General features: G+C 74.7%; 20 protein-coding genes, 2 pseudogenes and 1 riboswitch. Of the genes and pseudogenes, 15 read left to right on the plus strand and 7 right to left on the minus strand.

Annotated elements, in window-relative coordinates; translation table 11 throughout:
- Positions 1–99: 99 nt before the first annotated feature.
- Positions 100–2,535 (plus strand): molybdopterin oxidoreductase family protein, encoded by a 2,436-nt coding sequence (locus AB0G14_RS15905; RefSeq protein WP_357697848.1) that lies wholly within the window; start codon positions 100–102, stop codon positions 2,533–2,535.
- 2 nt (positions 2,536–2,537) lie between these two features.
- Complete coding sequence (locus AB0G14_RS15910) at positions 2,538–2,996, plus strand: hypothetical protein (protein ID WP_357697850.1); 459 nt, start codon at positions 2,538–2,540, stop codon at positions 2,994–2,996.
- A 44-nt stretch (positions 2,997–3,040) separates the two neighbouring features.
- Here the strand turns inward: AB0G14_RS15910 and AB0G14_RS15915 are convergent, their stop codons facing one another.
- Positions 3,041–4,231: a hypothetical protein gene (locus AB0G14_RS15915; RefSeq protein ID WP_357697852.1), complete on the minus strand. Its 1,191-nt coding sequence runs from the start codon at positions 4,229–4,231 to the stop codon at positions 3,041–3,043.
- The gene (locus AB0G14_RS15920; protein ID WP_357697854.1) at positions 4,224–4,739 is read right to left on the minus strand and encodes a sigma-70 family RNA polymerase sigma factor; all 516 of its coding nucleotides are present in this window, start codon (positions 4,737–4,739) and stop codon (positions 4,224–4,226) included. Before AB0G14_RS15920 ends, AB0G14_RS15915 begins: the two co-directional genes overlap by 8 nt.
- Positions 4,740–4,953: 214 nt before the next feature.
- Between AB0G14_RS15920 and AB0G14_RS15925 the strand changes: the two genes are divergently transcribed.
- The 12 genes and pseudogenes from AB0G14_RS15925 to AB0G14_RS15980 all read left to right on the plus strand — a co-directional run.
- Positions 4,954–6,189: a hypothetical protein gene (locus AB0G14_RS15925; RefSeq protein WP_357697856.1), complete on the plus strand. Its 1,236-nt coding sequence runs from the start codon at positions 4,954–4,956 to the stop codon at positions 6,187–6,189.
- Between the two features lie 441 nt (positions 6,190–6,630).
- Positions 6,631–8,223, plus strand: coding sequence for an ABC transporter substrate-binding protein (locus AB0G14_RS15930; RefSeq protein WP_357697858.1), 1,593 nt, complete (start codon positions 6,631–6,633; stop codon positions 8,221–8,223).
- Positions 8,193–9,230, plus strand: a complete 1,038-nt coding sequence (locus tag AB0G14_RS15935; protein ID WP_357697860.1) for an ABC transporter permease — start codon at positions 8,193–8,195, stop codon at positions 9,228–9,230. The genes AB0G14_RS15930 and AB0G14_RS15935 overlap by 31 nt, the downstream gene beginning before the upstream one ends.
- Entirely contained in the window at positions 9,223–10,092 is an 870-nt protein-coding gene (locus AB0G14_RS15940; RefSeq protein ID WP_357697862.1) for an ABC transporter permease, read from the plus strand. The genes AB0G14_RS15935 and AB0G14_RS15940 overlap by 8 nt, the downstream gene beginning before the upstream one ends.
- Complete coding sequence (locus tag AB0G14_RS15945; RefSeq protein WP_357697864.1) at positions 10,089–11,153, plus strand: ABC transporter ATP-binding protein; 1,065 nt, start codon at positions 10,089–10,091, stop codon at positions 11,151–11,153. Before AB0G14_RS15940 ends, AB0G14_RS15945 begins: the two co-directional genes overlap by 4 nt.
- Complete coding sequence (locus AB0G14_RS15950; RefSeq protein WP_357697866.1) at positions 11,150–11,851, plus strand: ATP-binding cassette domain-containing protein; 702 nt, start codon at positions 11,150–11,152, stop codon at positions 11,849–11,851. The genes AB0G14_RS15945 and AB0G14_RS15950 overlap by 4 nt, the downstream gene beginning before the upstream one ends.
- 83 nt (positions 11,852–11,934) lie before the next feature.
- Positions 11,935–12,118: riboswitch (cobalamin riboswitch) on the plus strand.
- Positions 12,119–12,146: 28 nt separating this feature from the next.
- Positions 12,147–13,154 (plus strand): ABC transporter substrate-binding protein, encoded by a 1,008-nt coding sequence (locus AB0G14_RS15955; protein WP_357697868.1) that lies wholly within the window; start codon positions 12,147–12,149, stop codon positions 13,152–13,154.
- Positions 13,155–13,159: 5 nt separating this feature from the next.
- A complete protein-coding gene (locus AB0G14_RS15960; RefSeq protein ID WP_357697870.1) occupies positions 13,160–14,326 on the plus strand; it encodes an iron chelate uptake ABC transporter family permease subunit in 1,167 nt (388 codons plus the stop codon).
- On the plus strand, positions 14,326–15,093 hold the full coding sequence (locus AB0G14_RS15965) for an ABC transporter ATP-binding protein (protein WP_357697872.1): 768 nt from the start codon (positions 14,326–14,328) through the stop codon (positions 15,091–15,093). The genes AB0G14_RS15960 and AB0G14_RS15965 overlap by 1 nt, the downstream gene beginning before the upstream one ends.
- Positions 15,094–15,137: 44 nt before the next feature.
- A complete protein-coding gene (locus tag AB0G14_RS15970; RefSeq protein ID WP_357697874.1) occupies positions 15,138–15,503 on the plus strand; it encodes a hypothetical protein in 366 nt (121 codons plus the stop codon).
- Between the two features lie 343 nt (positions 15,504–15,846).
- Positions 15,847–17,358, plus strand: coding sequence for a histidine kinase (locus AB0G14_RS15975; RefSeq protein ID WP_357697876.1), 1,512 nt, complete (start codon positions 15,847–15,849; stop codon positions 17,356–17,358).
- A gap of 110 nt (positions 17,359–17,468) precedes the next feature.
- Positions 17,469–17,612 (plus strand): annotated as a pseudogene (locus tag AB0G14_RS15980) (LuxR C-terminal-related transcriptional regulator); the annotation flags it as partial.
- A gap of 79 nt (positions 17,613–17,691) precedes the next feature.
- On the opposite strand, the gene AB0G14_RS15985 reads toward AB0G14_RS15980, so the two are convergent.
- Both AB0G14_RS15985 and AB0G14_RS15990 read right to left on the minus strand, forming a co-directional pair.
- Positions 17,692–18,519: an ABC transporter permease gene (locus AB0G14_RS15985; protein ID WP_357697878.1), complete on the minus strand. Its 828-nt coding sequence runs from the start codon at positions 18,517–18,519 to the stop codon at positions 17,692–17,694.
- Positions 18,516–19,454, minus strand: coding sequence for an ATP-binding cassette domain-containing protein (locus tag AB0G14_RS15990; protein ID WP_357697880.1), 939 nt, complete (start codon positions 19,452–19,454; stop codon positions 18,516–18,518). Before AB0G14_RS15990 ends, AB0G14_RS15985 begins: the two co-directional genes overlap by 4 nt.
- Before the next feature lie 279 nt (positions 19,455–19,733).
- Between AB0G14_RS15990 and AB0G14_RS15995 the strand changes: the two genes are divergently transcribed.
- Entirely contained in the window at positions 19,734–21,023 is a 1,290-nt protein-coding gene (locus AB0G14_RS15995; RefSeq protein ID WP_357697882.1) for a lipase, read from the plus strand.
- Between the two features lie 103 nt (positions 21,024–21,126).
- On the opposite strand, the gene AB0G14_RS16000 is transcribed toward AB0G14_RS15995, so the two are convergent.
- The 3 genes and pseudogenes from AB0G14_RS16000 to AB0G14_RS16010 form a co-directional block, all read right to left on the minus strand.
- Complete coding sequence (locus AB0G14_RS16000) at positions 21,127–21,441, minus strand: VCBS repeat-containing protein (RefSeq protein ID WP_357697884.1); 315 nt, start codon at positions 21,439–21,441, stop codon at positions 21,127–21,129.
- Positions 21,442–21,560: 119 nt separating this feature from the next.
- Positions 21,561–21,881 (minus strand): HIT family protein, encoded by a 321-nt coding sequence (locus AB0G14_RS16005; RefSeq protein WP_357697886.1) that lies wholly within the window; start codon positions 21,879–21,881, stop codon positions 21,561–21,563.
- A gap of 15 nt (positions 21,882–21,896) precedes the next feature.
- Positions 21,897–22,107, minus strand: a pseudogene (locus tag AB0G14_RS16010) (IS30 family transposase); the annotation flags it as partial.

Below are 22,107 nucleotides of genomic sequence, written 5' to 3' on the forward strand. Positions count from 1 at the left end.
CACCGGCGGATCGGATTTCCGGTCCTCCGGAGACGAGAAGGTGTGACGATCGTGTTCTGGGAGAAGTAGGTCGGTGAGCGCGCCGGAGGGGAGGGCAGTGTGGTCGACCGGATCGCCGACCCGTGGGGGTCGCGCACGCCGTACGGGCCGGGGGAGCCGTGGCCGGTGCGGGTGGATCGCCACCTCGCCGGCGACCTGACCGAGGCGGACGTGGACCGGTGGGTGCAGTCGGCCTCGGTGCTGCACTCCAACGGCGACGCCATGGACATCGCCGTCGCCGACGGTCGGATCGTCGGGGTGCGTGGCCGCGCGGTGGACCGGATCAACCGGGGCCGCCTCGACCCGAAGGACCTGTACGGCTGGCAGGCCAACAACAGTCCGGACCGGCTGACCCGCCCGCTGGTCCGCGACGGCGACCGCCTGGTGGAGACCGACTGGGACACCGCCATGGACCGGATCGTGACCAGGTCGAAGGAACTCCTCGACGGCCCGGGCGGGTGGGGGCACTTCGGCTTCTACACCTCGGGCCAGCTGTTCCTGGAGGAGTACTACGCCCTCGGCGTGATCGGCAAGGCCGGCCTCGGCACCCCGCACATGGACGGCAACACCCGACTGTGCACCGCGACCGCGGCGGCGGCGCTCAAGGCGAGCTTCGGCGCGGACGGGCAGCCCGGGTCGTACACGGATGTGGACCACTGCGACGCGATCGCGCTGTGGGGGCACAACGTGGCGGAGACCCAGACGGTGCTCTGGATGCGGATGCTCGACCGGCGGCGCGGCCCGAACCCGCCGGCGATGCTCGCGGTCGACCCCCGCGCGACGCCGGTGGCCCGGGAGGCCGACCTGCACCTGGCGGTGCGCAACGGCACCAACCTCGCCCTGATGAACGGCCTGCTCCGCGAGATCGTCCGCCGGGGCTGGTACGACCGGGCCTACGTCGAGGCGCACACGCTCGGCTTCGAGGAACTGTGCCGGACGGTGGACGCCTACCCGCCGCGGCGGGTGGCGGAGATCTGCGACGTGCCCGCCGCCGACGTGGAGCGCGCCGCCGAGCTGCTCGGTTCCTCGCAACGCCTGCTGTCGACGGTGCTCCAAGGCTTCTACCAGTCCAACCAGGCCACCGCCGCCGCCTGCGGCGTGAACAGCCTGCACCTGGTCCGGGGCATGCTCGGCCGTCCGGGGGCCGGCATCTACCAGATGAACGGGCAGCCCACCGCGCAGAACACCCGGGAGACCGGCGCCGACGGCGACCTGCCCGGCCTGCGGAACTGGGAGAACGCGGAGCACATCGCGCAGCTGGCGAGGCTGTGGAACGTCGAGGCCGACACGATCCCGCACTGGGCGCCGCCGACCCACGCCATGCAGATCTTCCGGTACGCCGAGCAGGGCTCGATCAAGCTGCTCTGGATCACCGCCACCAACCCGGCCGTCTCCCTGCCCGACCTGTCCCGCATCCGGCGCATCCTGGCCCGGCCGGAGCTGTTCGTGGTCGTGCAGGACCTGTTCCTGACCGAGACCGCCGAGCTGGCCGACGTGGTGCTGCCGGCCGCGACGTGGGGGGAGAAGACCGGCACGTTCACCAGCGTCGACCGAACGGTGCACATCAGCGACAAGGCGGTCGATCCGCCCGGCGAGGCCCGAGCGGACCTGGACATCCTCCTCGACTACGCCCGCCGGATGGACTTCCGCGACCGGGACGGGAACCCGCTGGTCCGCTGGACCGGCCCGGAGGAGGTGTTCGAGGCGTGGAAGGAGTGCTCCCGGGGGCGGCCCTGCGACTACACCGGCATCACCTACGACCGGCTGCGCGGCGGCTCCGGCATCCAGTGGCCGTGCACCGAGGAGCACCCTGACGGCACCGAACGCCTCTACTCCGACGGCGTCTTCCGTACCGATCCGGACGACTGCGAGACGTACGGCCACGACCTGGCCACCGGCGCGGAGTTCACCGAGCCGGAGTACCGCGCGAAGGAGCCGGGCGGGCGGGCCTTCCTGCATGCCGTGGACTACCAGCCCTCGCCCGAGGTGCCCGACGACGAGTACCCGATGCTGCTCACCACCGGGCGGACGGTCTACCAGTTCCACACCCGCACCAAGACCGCCCGTGCCCCGCAGCTCGACGCCGCCGCCCCGGACGTCTGGGTCGAACTCAACCCGACCGACGCCGAGCGGCTCGGCATCGCCGAGGGCGATCTGGTCGGCATCGCCTCGGCGCGCGGCGCCGTCCAGGCCCGCGCCCGTCTCTGCGGCATCCGCCCCGGCGTGGTGTTCCTGCCGTTCCACTACGGATACTTCGACCAGGATCCGCACGACCGTACGCCCCGGGCGGCGAACGAGCTGACCCTCACCGCCTGGGACCCGGTCGCCAAGCAGCCGCTCTTCAAGGTCGCCGCGGTCGCCGTCGCCAAGCTCGCGGACGGGGGCGGCACCCCGTCCCCGGCACCCACCGTCGGCGGCAGCGCGCCGCCCCCGGAGGCCGGTGTGCCGCCGACGGTCGGCGGACCGGCCGCCGAAGCCACCAGCGGGAAGGAGTGACCGTGCACCTGGCCCACTACCTCGGCCTGCTGCACCGCGCCCAGGTCAACCTCGCCGACGCGTTCCGCCAGGTCGCCGACGCCCACGCCGAGGAGCCGGACGTCCGCCACCTCTGCCAGCGGCAGGCGGAGCGCTGCGACGAGCGCGCCGAACGGCTGCGGCCGTTCGCCGCCCGCTACTCCGAGGAGGCTCCCGCCGAACCGGACCGGCTGCACTCGCAACTGTTCACGGGCACCCGTACCGGCGGGATCGGCCTGCTCCGCGACCTGCAGGACCTCTACCTGATGGCAGCCGAGTGCGACATCGCCTGGACCGTCGTCGGTCAGGCCGCCTACGGCGCCCGGGACGAGGAACTGCTGGCCGTCGTCGAGCGCTGCGAGGCGGAGACCGCCATCCAGCTCAAGTGGTTGCGTACCCGCATGAAGGCCGCCGCCCCGCAGGCGCTGGTCGTCGCCGACTAGCCGTGCCCCGGCCGCGACGGGCCGCCTGCTGCCGGGCCCGGATGTCAGCCGACGTCCAGCGGTCGCCAGTGAAGGCCGTCGTCGGACAGGTACACCGTCCGCTCGTCGTGGCGGATCCAGCGGTCCGGGGCCACGGCCCGCGGCGCGTCGTGGTGCACCGGCCCGTCGACCGCCAGTGGCGCGTAGGTCCGTCCGTCCCGGCTGGTCAGTAGCCCGAACCGGGACTCGAGCTCAGCGAGCAGGACGTGGGTTCCGTCCACGGTGACCGTCGAACCGGCCTGCACGACCCAGCCATCCGGCAGCCGCGGCTCCTCCCCCTGCCAGGTGGCACCGCCGTCGACGCTGCGGTAGACCCGCCGTGGGACGCCCTGCTCGTCGGAGAGCGTCGCGAACACCGTCCTGCCGTCGGTGGTGGCGAGGTCGAACGCGCAGCCGACCGGACGGTCGGCTTCCGGTTCCCGGTCGAAGACGATCTTCTGCCAGCTCCGGCCGCCAGTGCGGCTCACCGCGGCGGCTCTCCGCCCGGTCGCCGGATCGCAGCCGCGTACCCAGTGTCCGGCCGCCGGTGGCGCGTCGACGGGCACGGCCGCGTCCAGCGGTGGCTGCGTCGCCAGCGGCACCACGGCGGCGTTCCGCGGGTCGGGCACCAGAATGTCGCAGCCCTGCGGAACGTGGATCAGGCAGCCCCAGAGCCGGGTGCCCGGCACGGCCGCGGCGCGCGGCGTGCCGCCCTGGCCGGCGTCCCGCCAGGTCGCGCCGCCGTCGGTGCTGATTCGCCGGACGGTCTCGCCTCCGCCCTTACTGGCCGGTCCCACCGGGACCTGCGCCACCAGGAACTCCGGGCCGAGCACGGTCACGGCGACCGGGTCGTCACCGACGCTGGACGGGAATTCCGCGCGGCGGTCCCAACTGCGTCCCCCGTCCGTCGAGGCGACCAGGCGGTGCGGGCAGGTTGCACAGTCGGCCAGCACCGCGTACAGGCGGGTTCGGTCGCCGCCGCCGGCCCACAGCACGCGGGCCTCGCCCGCCGCTGGGGCGACAGGCGTCCGCAGGAACGGCAGCACGGAGGCCGCACCGAGCGCGAGGGCGACCAGTGCCCCGAGCACGCCGGTAGTCGCCGCGACCCGGGCCCGGGTCCGCAGCCGGCCGGCCCGCTGCCGCACGGTGTCGAAGTCGGGCTGCCGCACGAGCCGGTCGACCTCGTCGCGGAGTCCGTGGAAGTCCGGCTCAGGCATACCGCACCGTCCTCTCGTCGCTGGTGGGTTCGTCGGTCAGGTGCCGGGCGAGCGCGGCCCGGCCTCGGGAGAGGCGGGCCTTGACAGTGCCCACGGGCACGTCCAGCGCTGCCGCCACCTCCACCACCGGCAGGTCGGCCAGGTAGTGCAGGACCACCGCCTCGCGGGTCGGGCGGGGGAGCTTGCGCAGCGCGGCCACCAGCGCGACCCGGTCGGGCGAAAGTCCGGGATGGTCATCGGGCGGCCCGGCCCTGCCGCTGCGGATCAGCCGGTCGAGGAACCGCTGCCGCCAGTGCCGGGTCCGCGCCAGGTTCATCGCGACCGTCCGCAGCCAGGTCTCCGGGTCGTTGACGGCGAGGAAGCGCGCGGGCCGAGCCAGCGCCCGCGCGTACGCCTCGTGCACCACGTCCTGCGCCTCGGGCAGGCTGCCCGTCAACGCGTACACCTGACCCACCAGCCGTCGGTAGTGCGCCCGGTATGCCTCGTGCACCGCCGTCACGCCGTCCATCCGCTCTCCTCCCGACGCCTCTACTACACGGACCAGTGGCAGAGGGGAGGGGTTGCATCCGCTTCGGGTGAAAGATCGGCCAACGGTCAGCGGGCTGATCTCAGCAGGTGGCAGATCCCTACGGTTCGCACACCGCCATCTATCGGAACAATGGGAAGTATCGATCGCCGCGCGTGTCCTGGACGGAAGGCGGGCGGTTGTACCGGGCGTGACGGTGGAACCACGCACCAACATCGTGATCCCGGCGGCGGCAGCCTGGCCGGCCTGGCGGGTCAGGTGGGCGGAGCGTGAGAGCGGGCGGCGGTCGCGCGCGTACGACGTCGAGGTCGAGGGCTGGCGCCGGCGCAACGACCACCTGATCCGGCTGCGGATCGAGGCCGCCGGTTTCCTCGGGTACGCGCAGCCGCGTGCCGGCCTGCCGGTGGACCTCGGCGACGACGAGGTCGTGTTCCGGGTGCTGCCGGCCGCGGAGCTGGTCGAGGCGGAGGCCCGGCACGTGCCCGGGCTGCCCGCGCCGGGGCTGACGGTCGCCACGGCCGAGGTCGCGGCGACGGGCCGCGCGCTGCCGAAGGGGCTCCGGGTCGTCGACGCGGGCCCGGCCGTCGTGACCAACCGCCGGGTGGCCTTCGCCGGCCGCGCCGGGCGGCGCGAGTGGGCGTACGCGGACATGCTCGGGGCCGCGCACCACCCCAACGTCCCGCTCACCCTGCTGCACACCACCGACGGCAGTCGGCTCGCCGGGCTGCGGGTGCCGGCCACCGCCACGGTGAACTTCCGCTTCTACCTCACGCTCGCCCTCGCCGTCGCCACCGGGGAACGCGCCGCCGTCGTCGCGCAGCTCGACGCCCTGCTGGCCGCCCACCAGCACGCGCGGCCGGTCCCGCCGGCGCCGGCCGTGCCGGGCCGGGCCCCGTTGACCGCGCTGCGCCCCGATCGCCGGACGGTGCTCGCCGCCGCCGTCGCCACGCTGGCGTACGCGATGCTGACCGCCGGCACGTTCGGGTCGGAGCAGCCCGGCCCGTCGTACCGGGCGGACGGCGGCGCCGGGAGTCTTCCCGCCGTGCCGGTGGTGCCGACCGTCGCTACGAGCACCGCCGAGAAGCCGGTGGTGCCGGAGGAGGTCGGGCCGGGTGCCGGCGGGACGGCGGTTCCCCGGGCCCGCGTCGCCGCGGGAGCGCGGGGGCCGGTGGTGCGGCAGGACGTGGTGAGCACGGGCGGCCCCGTTCCGCCGGCCGCCCCGGCGAGGGGCCCGGCGCCCGCTCCGCCGCCGGCCCCGCCTGCCGCCCCGCCCCCTGCCGCCCCGGCGCCGACGACCACGGCGCCGGTCGCCCCGGCGCCGGCCCCGACCACCGCGCCGCCGGCGTCGGAGCCCGCCGCGGTCGACCTCTGTCTGGACGTCCTCCGGCTGCCCCTGCTGGACCGGCTCCTCTGCCCGCCGAGCGGTCCCTGAGGCGCGCCCGCCCCGGCCGGCCGGCTGCGGCTTCCCGGCGCCGGGCGCGGCGACGCCCCGGTCCTCGGCCACCACGTCTTCGCGGCCGACCAGGATCCGGCCCGCGCCGAGCCCGCCCGGCAGAGCCGGGTGACGGCCCTGCCGATCGGCTGAACCACCGGCGGCCGACCCGGCGGATGCCGGGAGCGCCCCCACGGACGGAGGGCCATTCCCGGGCGGCGCCGGGTGCCTTCTTGCACATGTTTGGCAATTGCGGAATGCTGGCGGCAGCGGCGCTGGAGATCATCTGACCGCGCGGCGGGCCGTCCCCGTCGCGCGGCGCTGATCCGGCCCGCCGCCGGCCACGCCGCACGCCATCGGCCGCGGTCACGGTCGGCCCACCTCAGGGCTCCGGCGCGGCGAACGCCGGGGTCGTGCGACGAACAGACCGGGGAGCATGTGATGGGTACGCCGGTGTCCGTGCGGGTGGCGGCGATGGCCGCTGGCGCTGTCCTGGCTGTGGCGGGCTGCTCGTCCCCGACGAGCACGTCGACGGGCCCGGGCGCGGCCGACACCCTCGTCGTGGCGACGGCGGGGGAGCCGGAGGCGTTGAACCCCGTGCTCAACTACGGGGTCGACGGCGGCTCGCTGATCTTCGACGGGCTGGTCGAACGCGACGCGCGCAACCAGTTGGTGCCGGCGTTGGCGCGGGAGCTGCCGGCCGTGTCGGCGGACGGCAGGACCGTCACCGTGAAGCTGCGCGACGGGGTGCTGTTCCACGACGGCAGTCCCCTGACCGCCCAGGACGTGGTCTTCACCTACCAGGCTGTGCTGGACCCGAAGGTCGACTCCACGCTCCGCTCCGACCTCGACATGCTCGCCTCGGTCACCGCGCCGGACCCGTCGACCGTGGTGTTCTCCCTGAAGTACGCCTACGCGCCGTTCCCGCATCGGCTGGCGCTGGGCATCGTGCCGGCCAAGGCGCTGGCCGGGCAGGACGTCAACAAGGCCGAGTTCAACCGCAGGCCGGTGGGCACCGGCCCGTACCGGGTGACCTCGTGGACGCCGGGCGACCGGCTCGTGCTCGCGGCCAACGAGAAGTACTGGGGCGGCAGGCCCGCCAACTCCGGCGTCGTGGTCGCGTTCGTCCCCGACGACAACGTCCGCGCGCAGCGGATGCGGGCGGGCGAGTTCGACGCGGCGGAGCTGGCGCCGAAGCTCGCCGCCGGTTTCGACGGGCTGGCCGGCCACCGGGTGGAGCGGGTGCCCACCGCCGACTACCGGGGCGTGGTGCTGCCGATGGGCAACCCGGTCACCGGCGACCCGGCGGTGCGGCGGGCGCTGAACGCGGCGATGGACCGCGCGGCGATGGTCACCGGCCTGCTCGGTGGGGCGGGTGAGCCGGCGTTCGGGCCGGTCCCGCCGTCGTCGGAGTTCGCCGAGCCGTCGATCGTCGGCAAGCCCGCCGCCGACCCGGCCGCCGCGACCGCCGCCCTCGACGCCGCCGGCTGGAAGCCGGGCCCGGACGGCATCCGCGCGAAGGACGGCCGGCGGGCGGCCTTCGCGCTGATGTACCCGGCCACCGACAGCCTGCGCAAGGAACTCGCCCTCGCGGTGACCGCCGACGCGAAGAAGGTCGGTATCGAGATCACGCCGGAGGGCCTGACCTGGGACGCGATCACCCCCCGGATGAAGCACGACGCGGTGGTCATGGGCTTCGGCACCCCGTACGACCCGGACTTCCTCTCCTACAAGCTGTTCCGCTCCGACTTCGCCGGCCAGGGCTTCTTCAACCCCGGCTCATACCGGTCCGCCGTCGTGGACAAGGCGTTGCAGGACGCCCGCGACAACGCCGACCCGGCCACCCGCAGGGCCGCGTACGCCACCTTCCAGAAGCAGCTCGCCACCGACCTGCCGTGGGTGTTCCTCACCTACCTCAAGCACACCTACGTGGTGAGGGGCGGCCTCGCCGGGGTGACGCCGCGGGTGGAGCCGCACGAGCACGACGTGGCCAACAGCCTCTGGTGGAACATCCACACCTGGACGAGGAAGTGACCGCACCGGCCACCCCCGCCCGCCGCCGACGGCTGGCGGGAGCCGGTGCCGTGGTCCGCCGGCGTCTGCTGGTGGCCGTGCCGATCCTCGCCGCCACCAGCGTCGGCATGTTCGCCCTCGGCGCGGCCTCGCCGATCGACCCCGCCCACCAGTACGCGGGCGCGGCGGCGTTCACCACCAGCGAGGAGAACCTGGCGCAGATCCGCGCCAACTGGGGGGTCGACGACCCGCTGCCGGTGCAGTACCTCCGCTGGGTGGGCAACCTGCTCCAGGGTGACCTGGGTTGGTCGACCAGCCGGCACGAACCCGTCACCTCCGTGCTGGCCGCCCGCGCCGGCTGGACCCTGCTGCTCGTCGGCGCCGCCCTCGCCCTCGTCCTCGTGGCGAGCCTGCTACTGGGCACCCTGGCGGCGTACCGGCGCGGCGGCTGGTTCGACCGGGCGCTGCGCGCCGGCGCGTACGCGGTGCAGTCCATGCCGGTGTTCTGGATCGGGTTGGCCGCGATCGCCCTGTTCGCCCTGACCCTCGGCTGGCTGCCGGCGGGCGGGCTCACCGACGTCACCGCCACCACCACCGACCCCGCCGACGTGGCTCGGCACCTGGTCCTGCCGGTGACGGTGCTGGCGGTCGCCCAGGCGCCGTGGTTCGTCCTGTTCATCCGCGACGCCGTCGCCGAGAGCCTCCGCGACGACCACGTCCTCGCGGCCCGGGCCCGCGGCCTGCCCGGCCGCACCGTCCTGTTCGGCCACGCCCTGCGTACCGCGCTGCTGCCGTTCCTCACCCTCGTCGGCACCCACCTGCCGGAGCTGATCGGGGGCGCCGTCCTGGTCGAGACCGTGTTCTCCCTGCCCGGCCTCGGCGCGGTGACGGTGCAGGCCGCGCTGGGCAGCGACTTCCCGCTGCTGGCCGCGACCACCCTCGCCACCACCGTCGTGGTGCTGGCCGCGAACCTGGCCACCGACCTCGCCTACTCCGCCGCCGATCCCCGGGTACGCCTCGATGACTGACCTCGCCCGCCCCGCCCGCGTCCGGCGGCCGAAGCCGCGTGCCGGCCGCGCCGGTAGCGCCGTCGCCTGGGCCGTGCTCGTCGGCGCGGTCGCCGCCTGCCTGCTCGCCCCCGTCCTCTGGCCGCTCGACGAGAGCGCCGTCGACCTGGCGCGTACCCGGCTCGCGCCCTCGGCCGCGCACCCGGCCGGCACCGACGACCTGGGCCGCGACGTGGCCCACCGCGGCCTCTACGGCCTGCGTGTCTCCCTGCTCGTCGGCGCGGTCGCCGCGCTGGTGGCGACCGTGATCGGTGGTTTCGTCGGGGCGGTCGCCGGCACCCTCGGCGGCTGGGTCGACCGGGCGCTGATGCGGGTGGTCGACACCATCGCGGCGCTGCCGCACCTGCTGCTGGGCATCTTCATCGTCGCGATGCTGCGCCCCAGCCTCGGCGCGGTGATCGTGTCGATCGGGCTGACGCACTGGCTGTCCACCGCCCGCATCGTCCGCTCCGAGCTGCTCAGCCTGCGCAACCGGCCGTTCGTCGACGCCGCGATCGCCGGCGGCGCCAGCCGCGCCCGGGTGATCACCCGGCACCTGCTCCCGCACGTGTTGCCCCGGCTGGCCCTGGCCACCACGCTGATGGTGCCGCACGCCGTCTGGCACGAGACCGCGCTGTCCTTCCTCGGTCTCGGCCTGCCCCCGCACCTGGCCTCCATCGGCAACATGATCAACGACGGGCAGCGGTCCCTGCTCACCGGCGCCTGGTGGGCCAGCCTCGTCCCCGGCCTGCTCCTCGTCGTCGTCACGCTGGCCCTGGCCACCCTCACCGGCCGGTGGCGCGACCGCCTCGACCCGCGCGTACGAGCGGAGCTGAACCTGTGACCACCACCCGCGAGCCCCGCACCGTCACGGCCGGCACCGCCGCCACCGGCGACGCCACGCCCGGCCCGGCCGGCACCGCCACCACCGCCGCCGGTCCTCGTCGCGCCCTGCTGGAGGTCGACGGGCTGACCGTCCGCTTCCAGCTCCGCGACGCCGTGGTGCGGGCCGTCACCGACCTGCGCCTGACCGTCCACCCCGGCGAACTGGTGGCCGTGGTGGGGGAGTCCGGCTGCGGCAAGTCCGTGCTCGCCCACGCCCTGCTCGGCCTGCTCCCCGGCAACGCCACCGTCTCGGGCCGCGCCCGGCTGCGCCCGCCCGGCGGGGACCAGGTCGACCTGATCGGCTGCACCGAGCGTCACCTCGCCCGCGCCGTACGCGGCCGCGCGGTCGGGCTGGTGCCGCAGAGCCCCGCCACCGCGCTGACTCCCGTACGCACCGGCCGGCGGCTGCTGGCGGAGACCCTGCGCGCCCACGGGCACGCCCGCCGCGACGCGCCCTCGGCGGCCGAGCGGGTCGCCGCCGACGTCGGGCTCGACCCCGCCGACCTCGACCGCTACCCCCACGAGCTGTCCGGCGGCATGGCGCAACGCCTGGCCACCGCACTCGCGCTCGCTCCCGACCCGCCGCTGCTGCTCGCCGACGAACCCACCACGGGCCTCGACCGGCCCCTGGTCGACCACACCCTCGACCTGCTGCGCCGCCGCTGCGACGCCGGCAACGCCGTCCTGCTCATCACCCACGACCTGGCCGCCGCCCGCCGCGTCGCCGACACCGTCGCCGTCATGTACGCCAGCCGGGTCGTCGAGCGCCGGCCCACCGAGGCGCTGTTCGCCGCGCCCGCCCACCCCTACACCGCCGGCCTGCTCGACGCCCTGCCCGAGCGCGCCTTCCGACCGGTCCCCGGCCACCCGCCGATGCTCACCGACCTGCCCGTCGGCTGCGCCTTCGCCCCGCGCTGCGACCGCGCCACCGACACCTGCCGCACCCCACCCACCCCGACGGCGGACGGCCCGGGCCATGTCGCCTGCCACCACCCACTGCCCGTCGGAGCGCCGGCATGACCACGACCGCACGTCGGAGCGCCGCGCCGGCCGCGACCGCGCTCGCCGCCCACCAGGTCACCGTCGCCTACGGTCGGCAGCGCGTCCTCGACCGCGTCGACCTGCACGTCGCCCCCGGCGAGACGGTCGGGCTGCACGGGCCCTCGGGCAGCGGCAAGTCCACCCTGGCCCGGGTGCTCGCCCTGCTGCACGCCCCGGACGCCGGGCACGTCACCCTCGACGGCCACCGGGTCGCCGGCGTCCGTCACCGGCTGCCGGCGGCCGTCCGTACCCGCGTCGCGATCCTGTTCCAGAGCCCACGCGCCGCCACCGACCCGCGGCTCAGCCTGGCGGACATCGTCGCCGAACCGCTCCGCGCCACCGGCGTACCGGCCGAGCAGGCCAGGGCCCGCGCGGCCGAGCTGGCCGACCTCGTCGGCCTCACCACGGACCTGCTCGCCCGCCGCCCGCACGCGGTCAGCGACGGGCAGCTGCAACGGGCCTGCCTCGCCCGGGCGCTCGTGCACCGGCCGGCCTACCTGCTCTGCGACGAGGCAACCGCCATGCTCGACGCCTCCACCCAGGCCCACCTCGCCGCCGTCATCACCGACTACCAGCGACAGCGCGGCGCCGGGGTCCTGCTGATCACCCACGACCCGGCCCTGATGGCCCGCTGGGCGACCCGGGTCGTCGACCTCCCGCCCCCGCCGGGGGCATGACCCGTCGCGCACCGAACCGTCCACAGTGGTGAAGAAGCCGCTCCATGGCATTCGTCACCGTGGCATTCGGGGTCGGGCGCAGGCTAGGGTGACGCTGCCGTGGTGTTCGGGAAGCCGGTGGAAGACCGGTGCGGCCCTCGCCACTGTGATCGGGAAGTCCGAGGCCCTCGTCGTCAGAGGTCACTGGGCGTGTCGCACGCCTGGGAAGGCCGGCCACGGACGCACCTCCCGTCAGCCAGGAGACCGGCCACGGCACTGCGATGACCCGTCCACGAGGTGCTGGAAGGCGGTCCCGATGCGCGTGCGCGCTGTGCGGTCCACCCTGTCCCGGCGCGTAGCCGCGCCCCTGTCCGTCCTCCTCGTCCTGCTCGGCGCCTGCGCCACGGACGACGACCCCGCCCCGGCATCCGGCGCGCCGGCCACCCTGACCAACTGCGGCACGCCGGTCACCGTCGCCGCCCCGCCCCAGCGGGCGGTCACCCTGAACCAGCCCGCCACCGAGATCATGCTGGCGCTCGGCCTGGCCGACCGCATGGCCGGCACGGCGTACCTGGACGACGCGATCCTGCCGGAGCACGCCGCCGCGTACGCATCGGTGCCGGTGCTGTCCGGAAAGTACCCGGCCAAGGAGAAACTCCTGGAGACGGCGCCGGACTTCGTCTACGCCTCGTTCCACAGCGCCTTCGGTGACGAGGGCGTCGGCGACCGGGCCGCCCTGGCGGGGCTCGGCATCGGCACCTACCTCTCACCCGCCGGGTGCCCGAAGCCGCACCGGCCGGGGAAGCTCACCGTCGAGGACGTGTTCGCCGAGATCCGGGACGTCGCGGCCGTCTTCGGGGTGCCGGCGCGGGCCGAGAGGCTCATCGCCGACCACCGCGCCCGGATCGCCGCCGCTGCCGCCAGATTCGACGGCACGCGGGACGTCTCCGTGCTCTGGTGGGACGCCCGCACCGACGCCCCGAGCGTGGGCGCCTGCTGCGGCAGCCCCAACATGATCATGTCGGCGGTCGGGGTCGGCAACGCCTTCGGCGACCTCGCCGGCGGCTGGGCCGACACCAGTTGGGAGAGCGCCGTCGCGCGCGACCCCGACGCGATCGTGCTGGTCGACGCGACCTGGGACCCGGCCGCCGCGAAGAAGGCGTTCCTGGCCCGGCACCCCACCCTCAAGGACCTGCCCGCAGTGGCCGGGCAGCGGTTCGTCGTCATCCCGTTCTCGTCCACCACCGCTGGGGTGCGGGCGGTGCTCGGCGTCGAGGCGCTCGCCGCGGGGATGGCGCAGCTTCCCGACGGAGCGGGCCGCTGACCGCCGTGGCGCGCCGTACCGCCGTGGCCCGCCGTCTCGCCGTGCGCGGTCGGGCCGGCGCGGACCCTGGCGCCACTGCCTCCGGGGCCCGGCGCGGCCGGCCCATCCGTCCCGTCGGCACGGTCGCCCTGCTGGTCACGTTGCTGGCGGGTCTGGTCGTGTCGATCGGGGCGGCCGTCACCGTCGGGCCGGCCGACATCCCCGTGTCGACGGTCTGGGCCGTCGTGGCCGACCGCCTGGGCCTGGCCCACGCCGACGTGCCGTTGCTGCGCGAGCACATCGTCTGGCGTCTGCGCCTGCCCCGGGTGCTCGGCGCCGCGGCGGTGGGCGCCGGGCTGGCGGCCGTCGGGGCGGTGACGCAGACCGTCACCCGCAACCCGCTGGCCGACCCGTACCTGCTCGGGGTCTCCTCCGGGGCGTCGCTCGGCGCGGTCGCGGTGCTCGTCCTCGGCGTCGGCGGCGGGGTCGCGGCGCTCACCGGGGGCGCCTTCACCGGCGCGCTGGCCGCGTTCGCCGTCGTGGCGGCGGTGGCCGGCCGGCGGGCCGCGCTGGCACCCACCCGGGTGGTGCTGGCCGGGGTCGCCGTCGCGCAACTGTGCGGGGCGGCGACGTCGTTCGTCATCGTCTGGGTCGCCGACCCGCACGCCACGCAGAGCATCACCTTCTGGCTCTCCGGCTCGCTGGCGCGCGTCGACTGGGCCGCCCTGGCCTGGGTGGTACCGGTGCTGGCCGCCGTGCTCGCCCTCGTGGCGGCGTACGCCCGCACGCTCAACGCCTTCGCCTTCGGCGAGGACGCCGCCGAGACCCTCGGCGTGCCCGTCACCCGGGTCCGGTGGCTGCTGCTGGTCGCCACCGCGCTGCTCACCGCGGCGCTGGTCGCCGTCAGCGGCGCGGTGGGTTTCGTCGGGCTGATCCTGCCGCACGCCGCCCGGTTCCTCACCGGCGCGGACCACCGGCGCCTGCTGCCTGTCGTCGTCCTCGCCGGCGCGATCTTCATGGTCTGGGTGGACACCGCCGCGCGGACCCTGTTCGCGCCCAGGGAACTGCCGGTGGGCGTGCTGACGGCGCTGCTCGGGGTGCCCGCCTTCGTGGTCCTGCTGCACCGGGCACGGCCGGCAGAGTCGCGGCGACTCCGGGGACGGTGGGCCGGGCGCCGGAAGGCGGGCGACTGATGCTCACCGTCACCGACGTGTCCTGGGCCGTCGCGGCCCGGCGGATCCTCGACGGCGTCACCTGTGCCGTGCCGGCGGGCAGCCTCGTCGGGCTGCTCGGCCCCAACGGCTGCGGCAAGACCACCCTGCTACGGATCGTCGCCCGGCTCGCCGCGCCCGACAGCGGGCGGGTCACCGTCGGCGGCGACGACGTCGCCACCCTGCCCCGCGCGGCGCTGGCCCGCCGCGCCGCGCTGCTCGCCCAGCACGCCGACACCGACCTGGATCTCACCGTCGAGGAGGTGGTGCTGCTCGGCCGTACCCCGCACCGCCGCTCGCGATGGTCGGACAGCGACGCCGACCGTGCCGCCGCGGCCGACGCGCTGGCCCGGGTGGACCTCGACGGGTACGCCGACCGCCGCTGGCACACCCTCTCCGGCGGCGAACGGCAGCGGGTCCAGCTGGCCCGCGCGCTCGCCCAGCAACCGCACCTGCTGCTGCTCGACGAGCCCACCAACCACCTCGACATCGGCCACCAGTTGCAACTGCTGCACCTGGTCCGCCGCGCCGGGGTCACCACCCTCGCCGCGCTGCACGACCTCAACCTCGCCGCCATGTTCTGCGACACGGTGGTCGTCCTGGCCGCCGGCCGGGTCGTCACCGCCGGCCCGCCCGCCGAGGTCCTCACACCCGGGCTGCTCGCCGACGTCTACGGCGTCCGGGCCGACGTGGCGACGCACCCGGGCACCGGGCGGCCCACCATCACCTACCACCCGCCCGCGTCGTGACCCGGCACGTGCCGCCGGGCTCGACCGCGACCAAGGAGTCGGACATGACCGTCACACCGGGCTGTCTGGTCACCGTGTGCCGCGACTGCTGCTGTGGCAGCACCCGCAAACACCCCGCCGTCGACCACGACGCGCAGCTGCGGCGACTGCGGGCCGCGCTGCCGGCGCCGCACCGGGTGCGCGTCAGCGCCTGCCTCGACCTCTGCGCGCAGTCCAACCTGGTCGTCGTCCACCCCGCGCCGTCGGCGCGACGGGCCGGTGCGCGGCCGGTCTGGTTCGGCCTGGTCCTGCACGACTCCGTGGTCGACGACATCACCGACTGGGTGCGCGCCGGCGGGCCGGGCGTCGCGCCGCTGCCCGCCACCCTGGAGCTGTCGGTGGTCGCTCCGACGCTCCCTACCGGCGGGTGAGGCGGTCGGGGCCGCCGGCGGATCGCTGACGTTCTTCTCGACGGCCGGCACCGACAGGGGCAGCGAGCGAGCGATGCCCACCTTGGACCTGCCCAACGCCATCTCGCCGAGGACCTCCCGCTCGGCGCGTCCATGTGCAGCGCCTCTCCGCGGTCCCGGGCGGCGGCCCGACCGGTCGCCGCCGCCCGGGCCGTCGTGCCGACCTGACTTTTGGCAGTAACGACGCAGGTGGTGGGCTTTGTAACCTGGCCCCGTGACAGGTTGGTGGCGCGGCGGACGGCAGCGGTGGATGCCTTTTCCCCGCTCCGGCGGGCCGCCTTCCGGCGGGCAGGCCGGATCGTGGGTGAAGGTCCTGTCCGACGTGTCGCTCTGGGCGGTCCTGTCGGTGCCGATCGGCTGGGACCTGGTCGTCGCCCCGACCGGCCCGTACGCCGGCTGGCGGCTGGCGGGCTCCCTCCTGCTGATGGCCCTCGCGGTGGTGGTCAGCCGGCACCACCCGACGGTCTCCCTGCTGATCGTCGTGGTGCCGACCGCGTTCGAGGGCAACTTCGTGTTTGCCGTCCCGGTGATGAGCTACCTGGTGGGCCTGCGGATGCCCCGGGCCCGCCCGGCCGCGTACACGTTCGCCGTGATCGCGGCGGGCGGGACCGCGCTGACGGTCGGCGTCCTCGGCTCGGGCGTGACCACCTGGTTCTTCCTCACCACCACCCTGCTCTTCGTCGGGGTGTTCCCCTGGCTGGTCGGCCGCCACCGCCGCCAGCAGCGGGCGCTCGTCCACGCCGGCTGGGAACACGCCGATCTGCTCGAACGGCAGCAGCGCGCCGCCGCCGAGCGGGTCCGGATGCGGGAGCGGGCCCGGATCGCCCAGGACATGCACGACTCCCTGGGCCACGACCTGGCCCTGATCGCGTTGAAGGCCGGCGGGCTGGAGGTGGCAACCGATCTCGACGAGCGGCACCGGCGGGCGGCGGGGGAGCTGCGTGCCAGCGTCACCGCCGCAACCGAGCAGCTCGCCCAGATCATCGGCGTGCTCCGCGAGGACGGCGCGCCGGCTCCGACCCGGCCGGCCGCCGAGGGCGTCGCCGACCTGGTGGGGCGGGCCCGCGACGCCGGGATGACGGTCCGGCTCAGGTGGGAGGGGCCCGAGGCGCCGGCCCCGCCGATGGTCGAGCGGGCGGTGCACCGGGTGGTCCAGGAGGCGCTGACCAACGCCACCCGGCACGCGCCGGGCGCCGCCGTGACCGTCCTGCTGACCCGCTCGGCCGAGCAGACGGTGGTGAGCGTGGTCAACGAGACCCCGCCGGACGGTCTGCCGCCCGGTGTGACCTCGACGGGTTCCGGCCTGCTGGGCCTGCGGGAGCGGGTACGGCTGGCCGGCGGCGCGCTGAGCGCCGGGCCACGAGGCGGCGGTTTCGAGGTCACCGCCCGCCTGCCCCACGCCGCCGGCGCCGTGTCGGTCGACGCCGACGAGGGCGTACGCCCGGTCCGGCCGGCGTCGGCGACCCGGTTGCGTGAGGCGCGGCGGCGGGTGCGGCGCAGCCTCGTGGTGGCCGTGGCCGCCCCGGTGGTGGCCGCCGGCGTGCTGTCACTGGCCTACTACCCGTTCGCCACCTTCGACGCGGTCCTCGAACCGGCGGACTTCGACCGGATGCGGATCGGTCAGCACCGCACCGAACTGCGGGGCCTGCTGCCGGAGCGTCAGGTCGTCGAACGGCCGGACCCGACGGACTGGTCGCTACCCCCGGGCGCCTCCTGCGAGTTCTACACCGACGGCAACTTCCCCCTCGGCCAGGCCACCTACCGGCTCTGCTTCGCCGAGGGCCGGCTGCTGACCAAGGACCGGATGTCCGACTGACGGCGGCCGGCGGCCGGCGACGACCTGGCTCGGCCGCCGGGCTCGTCATTCACGCGATGCGTTCCCGCGCGGGCCGAATGCCGTCCGCGCCCGACCCCGAGGAGATGTGCGCGGAGATCGCCCGGCGGCTGTTCCTGGTGGAGGGCACGGTGAAGAGCTACCTCAGCACGATCTTCGCCCGGCTCGGCGTGCGGAACCGGGTGCAGGCCGCGATCGTCGCGTACGACGCCGGCCTGGTGGACGACGCCGGGTGACGGCGGTCCGTCACGGACCGCCGCCACCCTGCCCCGGCTCAGACGACCCGAGGCTCCAGCGCCGCCACCCTCCCCCGGATCAGGCGTCCCGGGACCGCAGCACCGCGTAACCGGCGAGCATCGCCGCGAGGGCCCACGCGGCGAGCAGGGCGAGGCCGGCCGCCGGCGGGTACGGGTCGGTGTCGCCGCTCATGAAGTGGGATCCGGCCACCCCCGGCAGCCCGTCGACGAGCCGGTTGACGAACTCGATGTCGAGGGCGCCGAGCGAGATCGGCACCACCATGAGGATCATGAACACGGTGGTCAGCGTGCCGACCGCGCTGCGCAGCACCGTCCCGAGCCCGAGGGTGAAGACGCTGATCAGGGACAGGTACGCGGCCACCGCCAGCACGTCGCCGACGGTTTCCGCCGCCCGGAACCGGCCCCACTCACCGAGCACCGGGTCGGCGACGGCGGAGCCCAGCGCCCCGAGCAGCGCGCCCACCACGAACGTGACCACGGCGACCACGGCGGTCTTGGCCAGCAGCAGTCGGCCCCGTGACGGGGTCCACTGCAGCGTGCTCCGGATCGTGCCGGTCGCGTACTCGGCGGTGATCACCAGCATCGCCAGCGCGAGCACCGTGAACTGCGCCAGAAGGACGGAGCTGATCGCGACGGTACCGACACCGACCACCCCCGGGTCGTCGGCGGGGTCGGAGTTGGTGTTCTCGTTGACCACGTAGATGGCCTCCTGCCCGGCCGCCGCCGCCATCAGCAGGGCGCTGGCGAGCAGGTTCCACCAGACCGAGCGCACCGACCAGAGCTTGGTCCACTCGCTGGCGACAGCACCGGTCAGGCCGCCGCCGGTCGGGTCGCCGCGCCGGGTCGACCGGTCGGCGGCGGGCAGGGTCGTCTCGGCCGTCGTCATCTCCGCGCCCCCGATCGGGTGGTCGCCAGCGCGCCGTACTCGACGTCGTCGGCGGTCAGTTCCATGTACGCCTCCTCCAGTGACGCCTCGCGCACGCTCAACTCGTGCAGGCGTACGCCGATCTCGTACGCCAGGTCGCCGACCTGCTCGGTGCCGGCGCCGGTGACGACGAGTGCGCCGTCCGCCTCCTGCTCGACCGCGACGCCCGCCGCGACCAGCCGGCGCCGCAGCTCGGCCATGCCGGCCGGTTGTGGGCTGCGCACCAGCACCGCCGTCGACGAACTGCCCCCGATGACCTCGGCGATCGGGGCGTCGGCGAGGAGCCGGCCCTTGCCGACCACCACGAGTTGGTCGGCGGTGAGCTGCATCTCGCTCATCAAATGGCTGGAGACGAAGACGGTCCGTCCCTCGGCGGCCAGGGACCGCATGAGCTGGCGGACCCAGCGCACCCCGTCCGGGTCGAGTCCGTTGACCGGCTCGTCGAACATCAGCACCCCGGGGTCGCCGAGCAGGGCGCCGGCGATGCCGAGGCGCTGGCCCATGCCGAGGGAGTAGGTGCCGGCCCGCTTGCCGGCGACGGTGGTCAGGCCCACCGTGGCGAGCACCTCGTCCACGCGTCGGGTGGGGATGCCGTTGCTGCGGGCCATCGCCAGCAGGTGGTTGCGTGCGCTCCGCCCCGGGTGCACCGCCTTGGCGTCGAGCAGCGCACCGACCTCGCGCAGCGGGTGCCGCAGGGTCGCGTACCGCCGGCCGCCGATGAGCGCCTCGCCGGCGGTGGGCCGGTCCAGACCGACGATCATGCGCATCGTGGTGGACTTCCCGGCCCCGTTCGGGCCGAGGAAACCGGTGACCCGGCCCGGGGCGAGGTCCAGGGTCAGGTTGTCGACGGCTGTCGTCGCGCCGAAGCGTTTCGTCAACCCGCTTAATGTGATCATTGTTCTCCCGGTGAAGGTGCCATCTCGGCGTCGACGCTAGGAACCGGCCGGGCGGGGCACAGCCGCCGATCGGCATCGGCCGGCCCTGACGAAAGTCAGGACCCGGGTGCGCCCGCCGCCGAGGAGCGCGGGGCCGGGACGGTGGCCCGTGACCGGCCCGACCTGCCGTCCACCGTGGTGTCTCCCGGCCCGAGGCCCGCCGTCCCTGAGATTTCTCAGGGGCGACATGGTTACTTCCGGCAGATGCCGTCGGCGAGCGCGCCGGGCGAGCCTTGCCGCATGCGAACGATTTCTCGACGATGGCTGTTGGGCGGCGCCGCGGTCGCGGTGTCGGCGGCGATGGTGTCGACCGCGCCGGCGGCTCCCGCCCTGGCCGCACCGGACCCGGGATCAGGCTCGGCCCCGCCGTCGGCCACGAGCGCGCCGCTGCGGTTGCGTCTTCCCGCACCGACCGGCCCGCACCCCGTCGCCGCCACCGAACTGCATCTGGTCGACCACGGCCGGCCCGATCCGTGGGTGGCCGCCAAGCCGCGGGAACTCATGGTCACCGTCTGGTACCCGGCTCGCCCGGCGGGCGGCGAACCACTCGCGCCGTACCTGCCGCCGCTGGCCGCGCAGCGGTACGGCGAGAATCTCGCCGGCATGCTCGGCATCCCCGCCGGGCAGGTCGACTGGGCGGGCATCACCACCCATGCCCGGGCTGGCGCGCCCGCCCGCGCCAAGCGCGGCGGATTCCCGGTGGTCGTGTACTCGCCCGGCGGCGAGCGGCCCCGCGCGGAGGGCACGGTCCTCGTCGAGGAACTGGCCAGCCGGGGCTACGTCGTGGTGACGGTCGACCACACGTACGAGGCGCCGGTCGTCGAGTTCCCCGGCGGACGCGTGGAAACGCAGCGCCTACCCGACCTGGAACCCGCCGACCTCATGCGCGCACAGATCCGCACCCGGATCCAGGACACCCGGTTCGTCCTCGACCAGCTCGCCGTCCTCGCCGGCGGCGGCAACCCCGACGCCGGCAGGCGCCCGCTTCCGCGCGGCCTCGGCGCCGCGCTGGACCTGTCCCGCGCGGGCATGTTCGGCCACTCGGCCGGTGGCTTCACCACCGCCGAGGCGATGCTCGCCGACCGGCGGTTGGACGCGGGAGCGGACCTGGACGGCAGCATGGCGTACGGCCGGGACGACCTCGGCGACGTGGCCGAGCGCGGGCTGGACCGCCCGTTCCTGCTGATGGGCGCCGGTCTCGTCGGCAGCAGGCCGTACACCCACCTGGACGCCCCGGACTGGCGGTCGTTCTGGGTGAACTCGACCGGCTGGAAGCTCGACCTGTACGTCCCCGAGGGCCAGCACTTCACCTTCACCGACCGCCAGGTGCTGCTGCCGCAGCTCGACGCGGCGTTCCCGCTGCCGGAGGGCCTCGTCGCCGGCCTGATCGGCACCGTCGACCCGGGCCGGATCGTCACCTCCCAACGCGCCTACCTCACCGCCTTCTTCGACCAGCACCTCCGCCAGCGACCCCGGGCGCTGCTCGACCGCCCGTCGCCGAGGCACCCCGACGTGACCTTCGTCCGCTGACCAACCGTCGAGGACGCCGCCGGCCCGTCGAGGCGGGCCGGCGGCGTCCTCGGGCCCTACGCTCCAGCGCCTGCCAGGCGGGAACGGCGTTGTCCGTCGTCGCTCAGGCCCGACCCACCTGGACCTTCGTCGACGTCGCCGCCGACGCCGCTGCGGGGCGTTGCGGCACCACCACGAGCCCGTAGTTGTAGTTGGCCATCAGCAGATCCTTCAGGCCGTCGTCGTTGATGTCGGCGACCGCGAGCCCCCGTGGCGTGAAGGAGCTGGCGGGCGGCAACTGGGAGACGCGGAACTCGTTGCCCAGCCAGCCGTCCGGCCGCTGCAGCAGGACGCCCGCGGAACTCCAGCCGCCGTGGGTGATGGCGACGTCGTCACGACCGTCGTTGTTCACGCCGGCGATGGCGATCGCGTCCGGCACCTCGTAGACCGGGTAGCGGATCCGCCCTTAGGCGTGCGCCCCTGCTCCACCAGAGCGTTCATGCTCGTCTGGAAGACCGGGTAGAGCGAACGGGTGCGGTGCTGTTTGCCGGCGACTGATCACTTACGGACCCGGGCCGAAGCCCGTCTGGCAAGGTGCTGGCCAAGCTTCGCCGTGAGCTGCAAACGTTCGCTCAGGGGCAGCTCGGAGGACTTAGCACTGTTGAAGTCATCGCCCACGTACCGCGGAATGATGTGCCAGTGGAGATGGAAGATGTCTTGAGCGGGAGGTCCCAGGTTAAGGCGCACCGTCGTCCCGCTGGCGCCGAATGCAGCCTTCACCGCCTGCGTCGTTACCTGAAGCGCGGCCAGCATGGGTGCCGCCTTCTCGGGCGGCACGTCGGCGATGCCGCCGAAGTGACCTGCCGGGACGAGAAGCATGTGACCTCCTTAGGTTCAAGGAGTCGTTGCAACACCGGCTCGTTGGATCGATTCTAGGTGTTCGTTCAGGGCTTCTGCTGGCGTTCTCCACCCCAGAGACTTGCGCGGCCGGCTGTTGAGTGCGGCGGCGGTGGCGCCGAGGTCGGTGATGCTGTGTCGTGATAGGTCGGTGCCTTTGGGGAAGTACTGGCGCAGCAACCCGTTGGTGTTCTCGTTCGTGCCGCGT

This window comes from Micromonospora sp. NPDC023814, assembly GCF_040639595.1.
In the GTDB taxonomy this organism is placed as follows: domain Bacteria; phylum Actinomycetota; class Actinomycetes; order Mycobacteriales; family Micromonosporaceae; genus Micromonospora.

Bases quoted from the DNA above. Each gene is read 5' to 3' on its own strand.
- AB0G14_RS15915 (WP_357697852.1), bottom strand. From the start codon at position 4,231: ATGCCTGAGCCGGACTTCCACGGACTCCGCGACGAGGTCGACCGGCTC.
- AB0G14_RS15950 (WP_357697866.1), top strand. From the start codon at position 11,150: ATGACCACGACCGCACGTCGGAGCGCCGCGCCGGCCGCGACCGCGCTC.
- AB0G14_RS15955 (WP_357697868.1), top strand. From the start codon at position 12,147: ATGCGCGTGCGCGCTGTGCGGTCCACCCTGTCCCGGCGCGTAGCCGCG.
- AB0G14_RS15940 (WP_357697862.1), top strand. From the start codon at position 9,223: ATGACTGACCTCGCCCGCCCCGCCCGCGTCCGGCGGCCGAAGCCGCGT.
- AB0G14_RS15920 (WP_357697854.1), bottom strand. From the start codon at position 4,739: ATGGACGGCGTGACGGCGGTGCACGAGGCATACCGGGCGCACTACCGA.
- AB0G14_RS16005 (WP_357697886.1), bottom strand. From the start codon at position 21,881: ATGCTTCTCGTCCCGGCAGGTCACTTCGGCGGCATCGCCGACGTGCCG.
- AB0G14_RS15990 (WP_357697880.1), bottom strand. From the start codon at position 19,454: ATGATCACATTAAGCGGGTTGACGAAACGCTTCGGCGCGACGACAGCC.
- AB0G14_RS15930 (WP_357697858.1), top strand. From the start codon at position 6,631: ATGGGTACGCCGGTGTCCGTGCGGGTGGCGGCGATGGCCGCTGGCGCT.
- AB0G14_RS15995 (WP_357697882.1), top strand. From the start codon at position 19,734: ATGCGAACGATTTCTCGACGATGGCTGTTGGGCGGCGCCGCGGTCGCG.
- AB0G14_RS15965 (WP_357697872.1), top strand. From the start codon at position 14,326: ATGCTCACCGTCACCGACGTGTCCTGGGCCGTCGCGGCCCGGCGGATC.
- AB0G14_RS15970 (WP_357697874.1), top strand. From the start codon at position 15,138: ATGACCGTCACACCGGGCTGTCTGGTCACCGTGTGCCGCGACTGCTGC.
- AB0G14_RS15985 (WP_357697878.1), bottom strand. From the start codon at position 18,519: ATGACGACGGCCGAGACGACCCTGCCCGCCGCCGACCGGTCGACCCGG.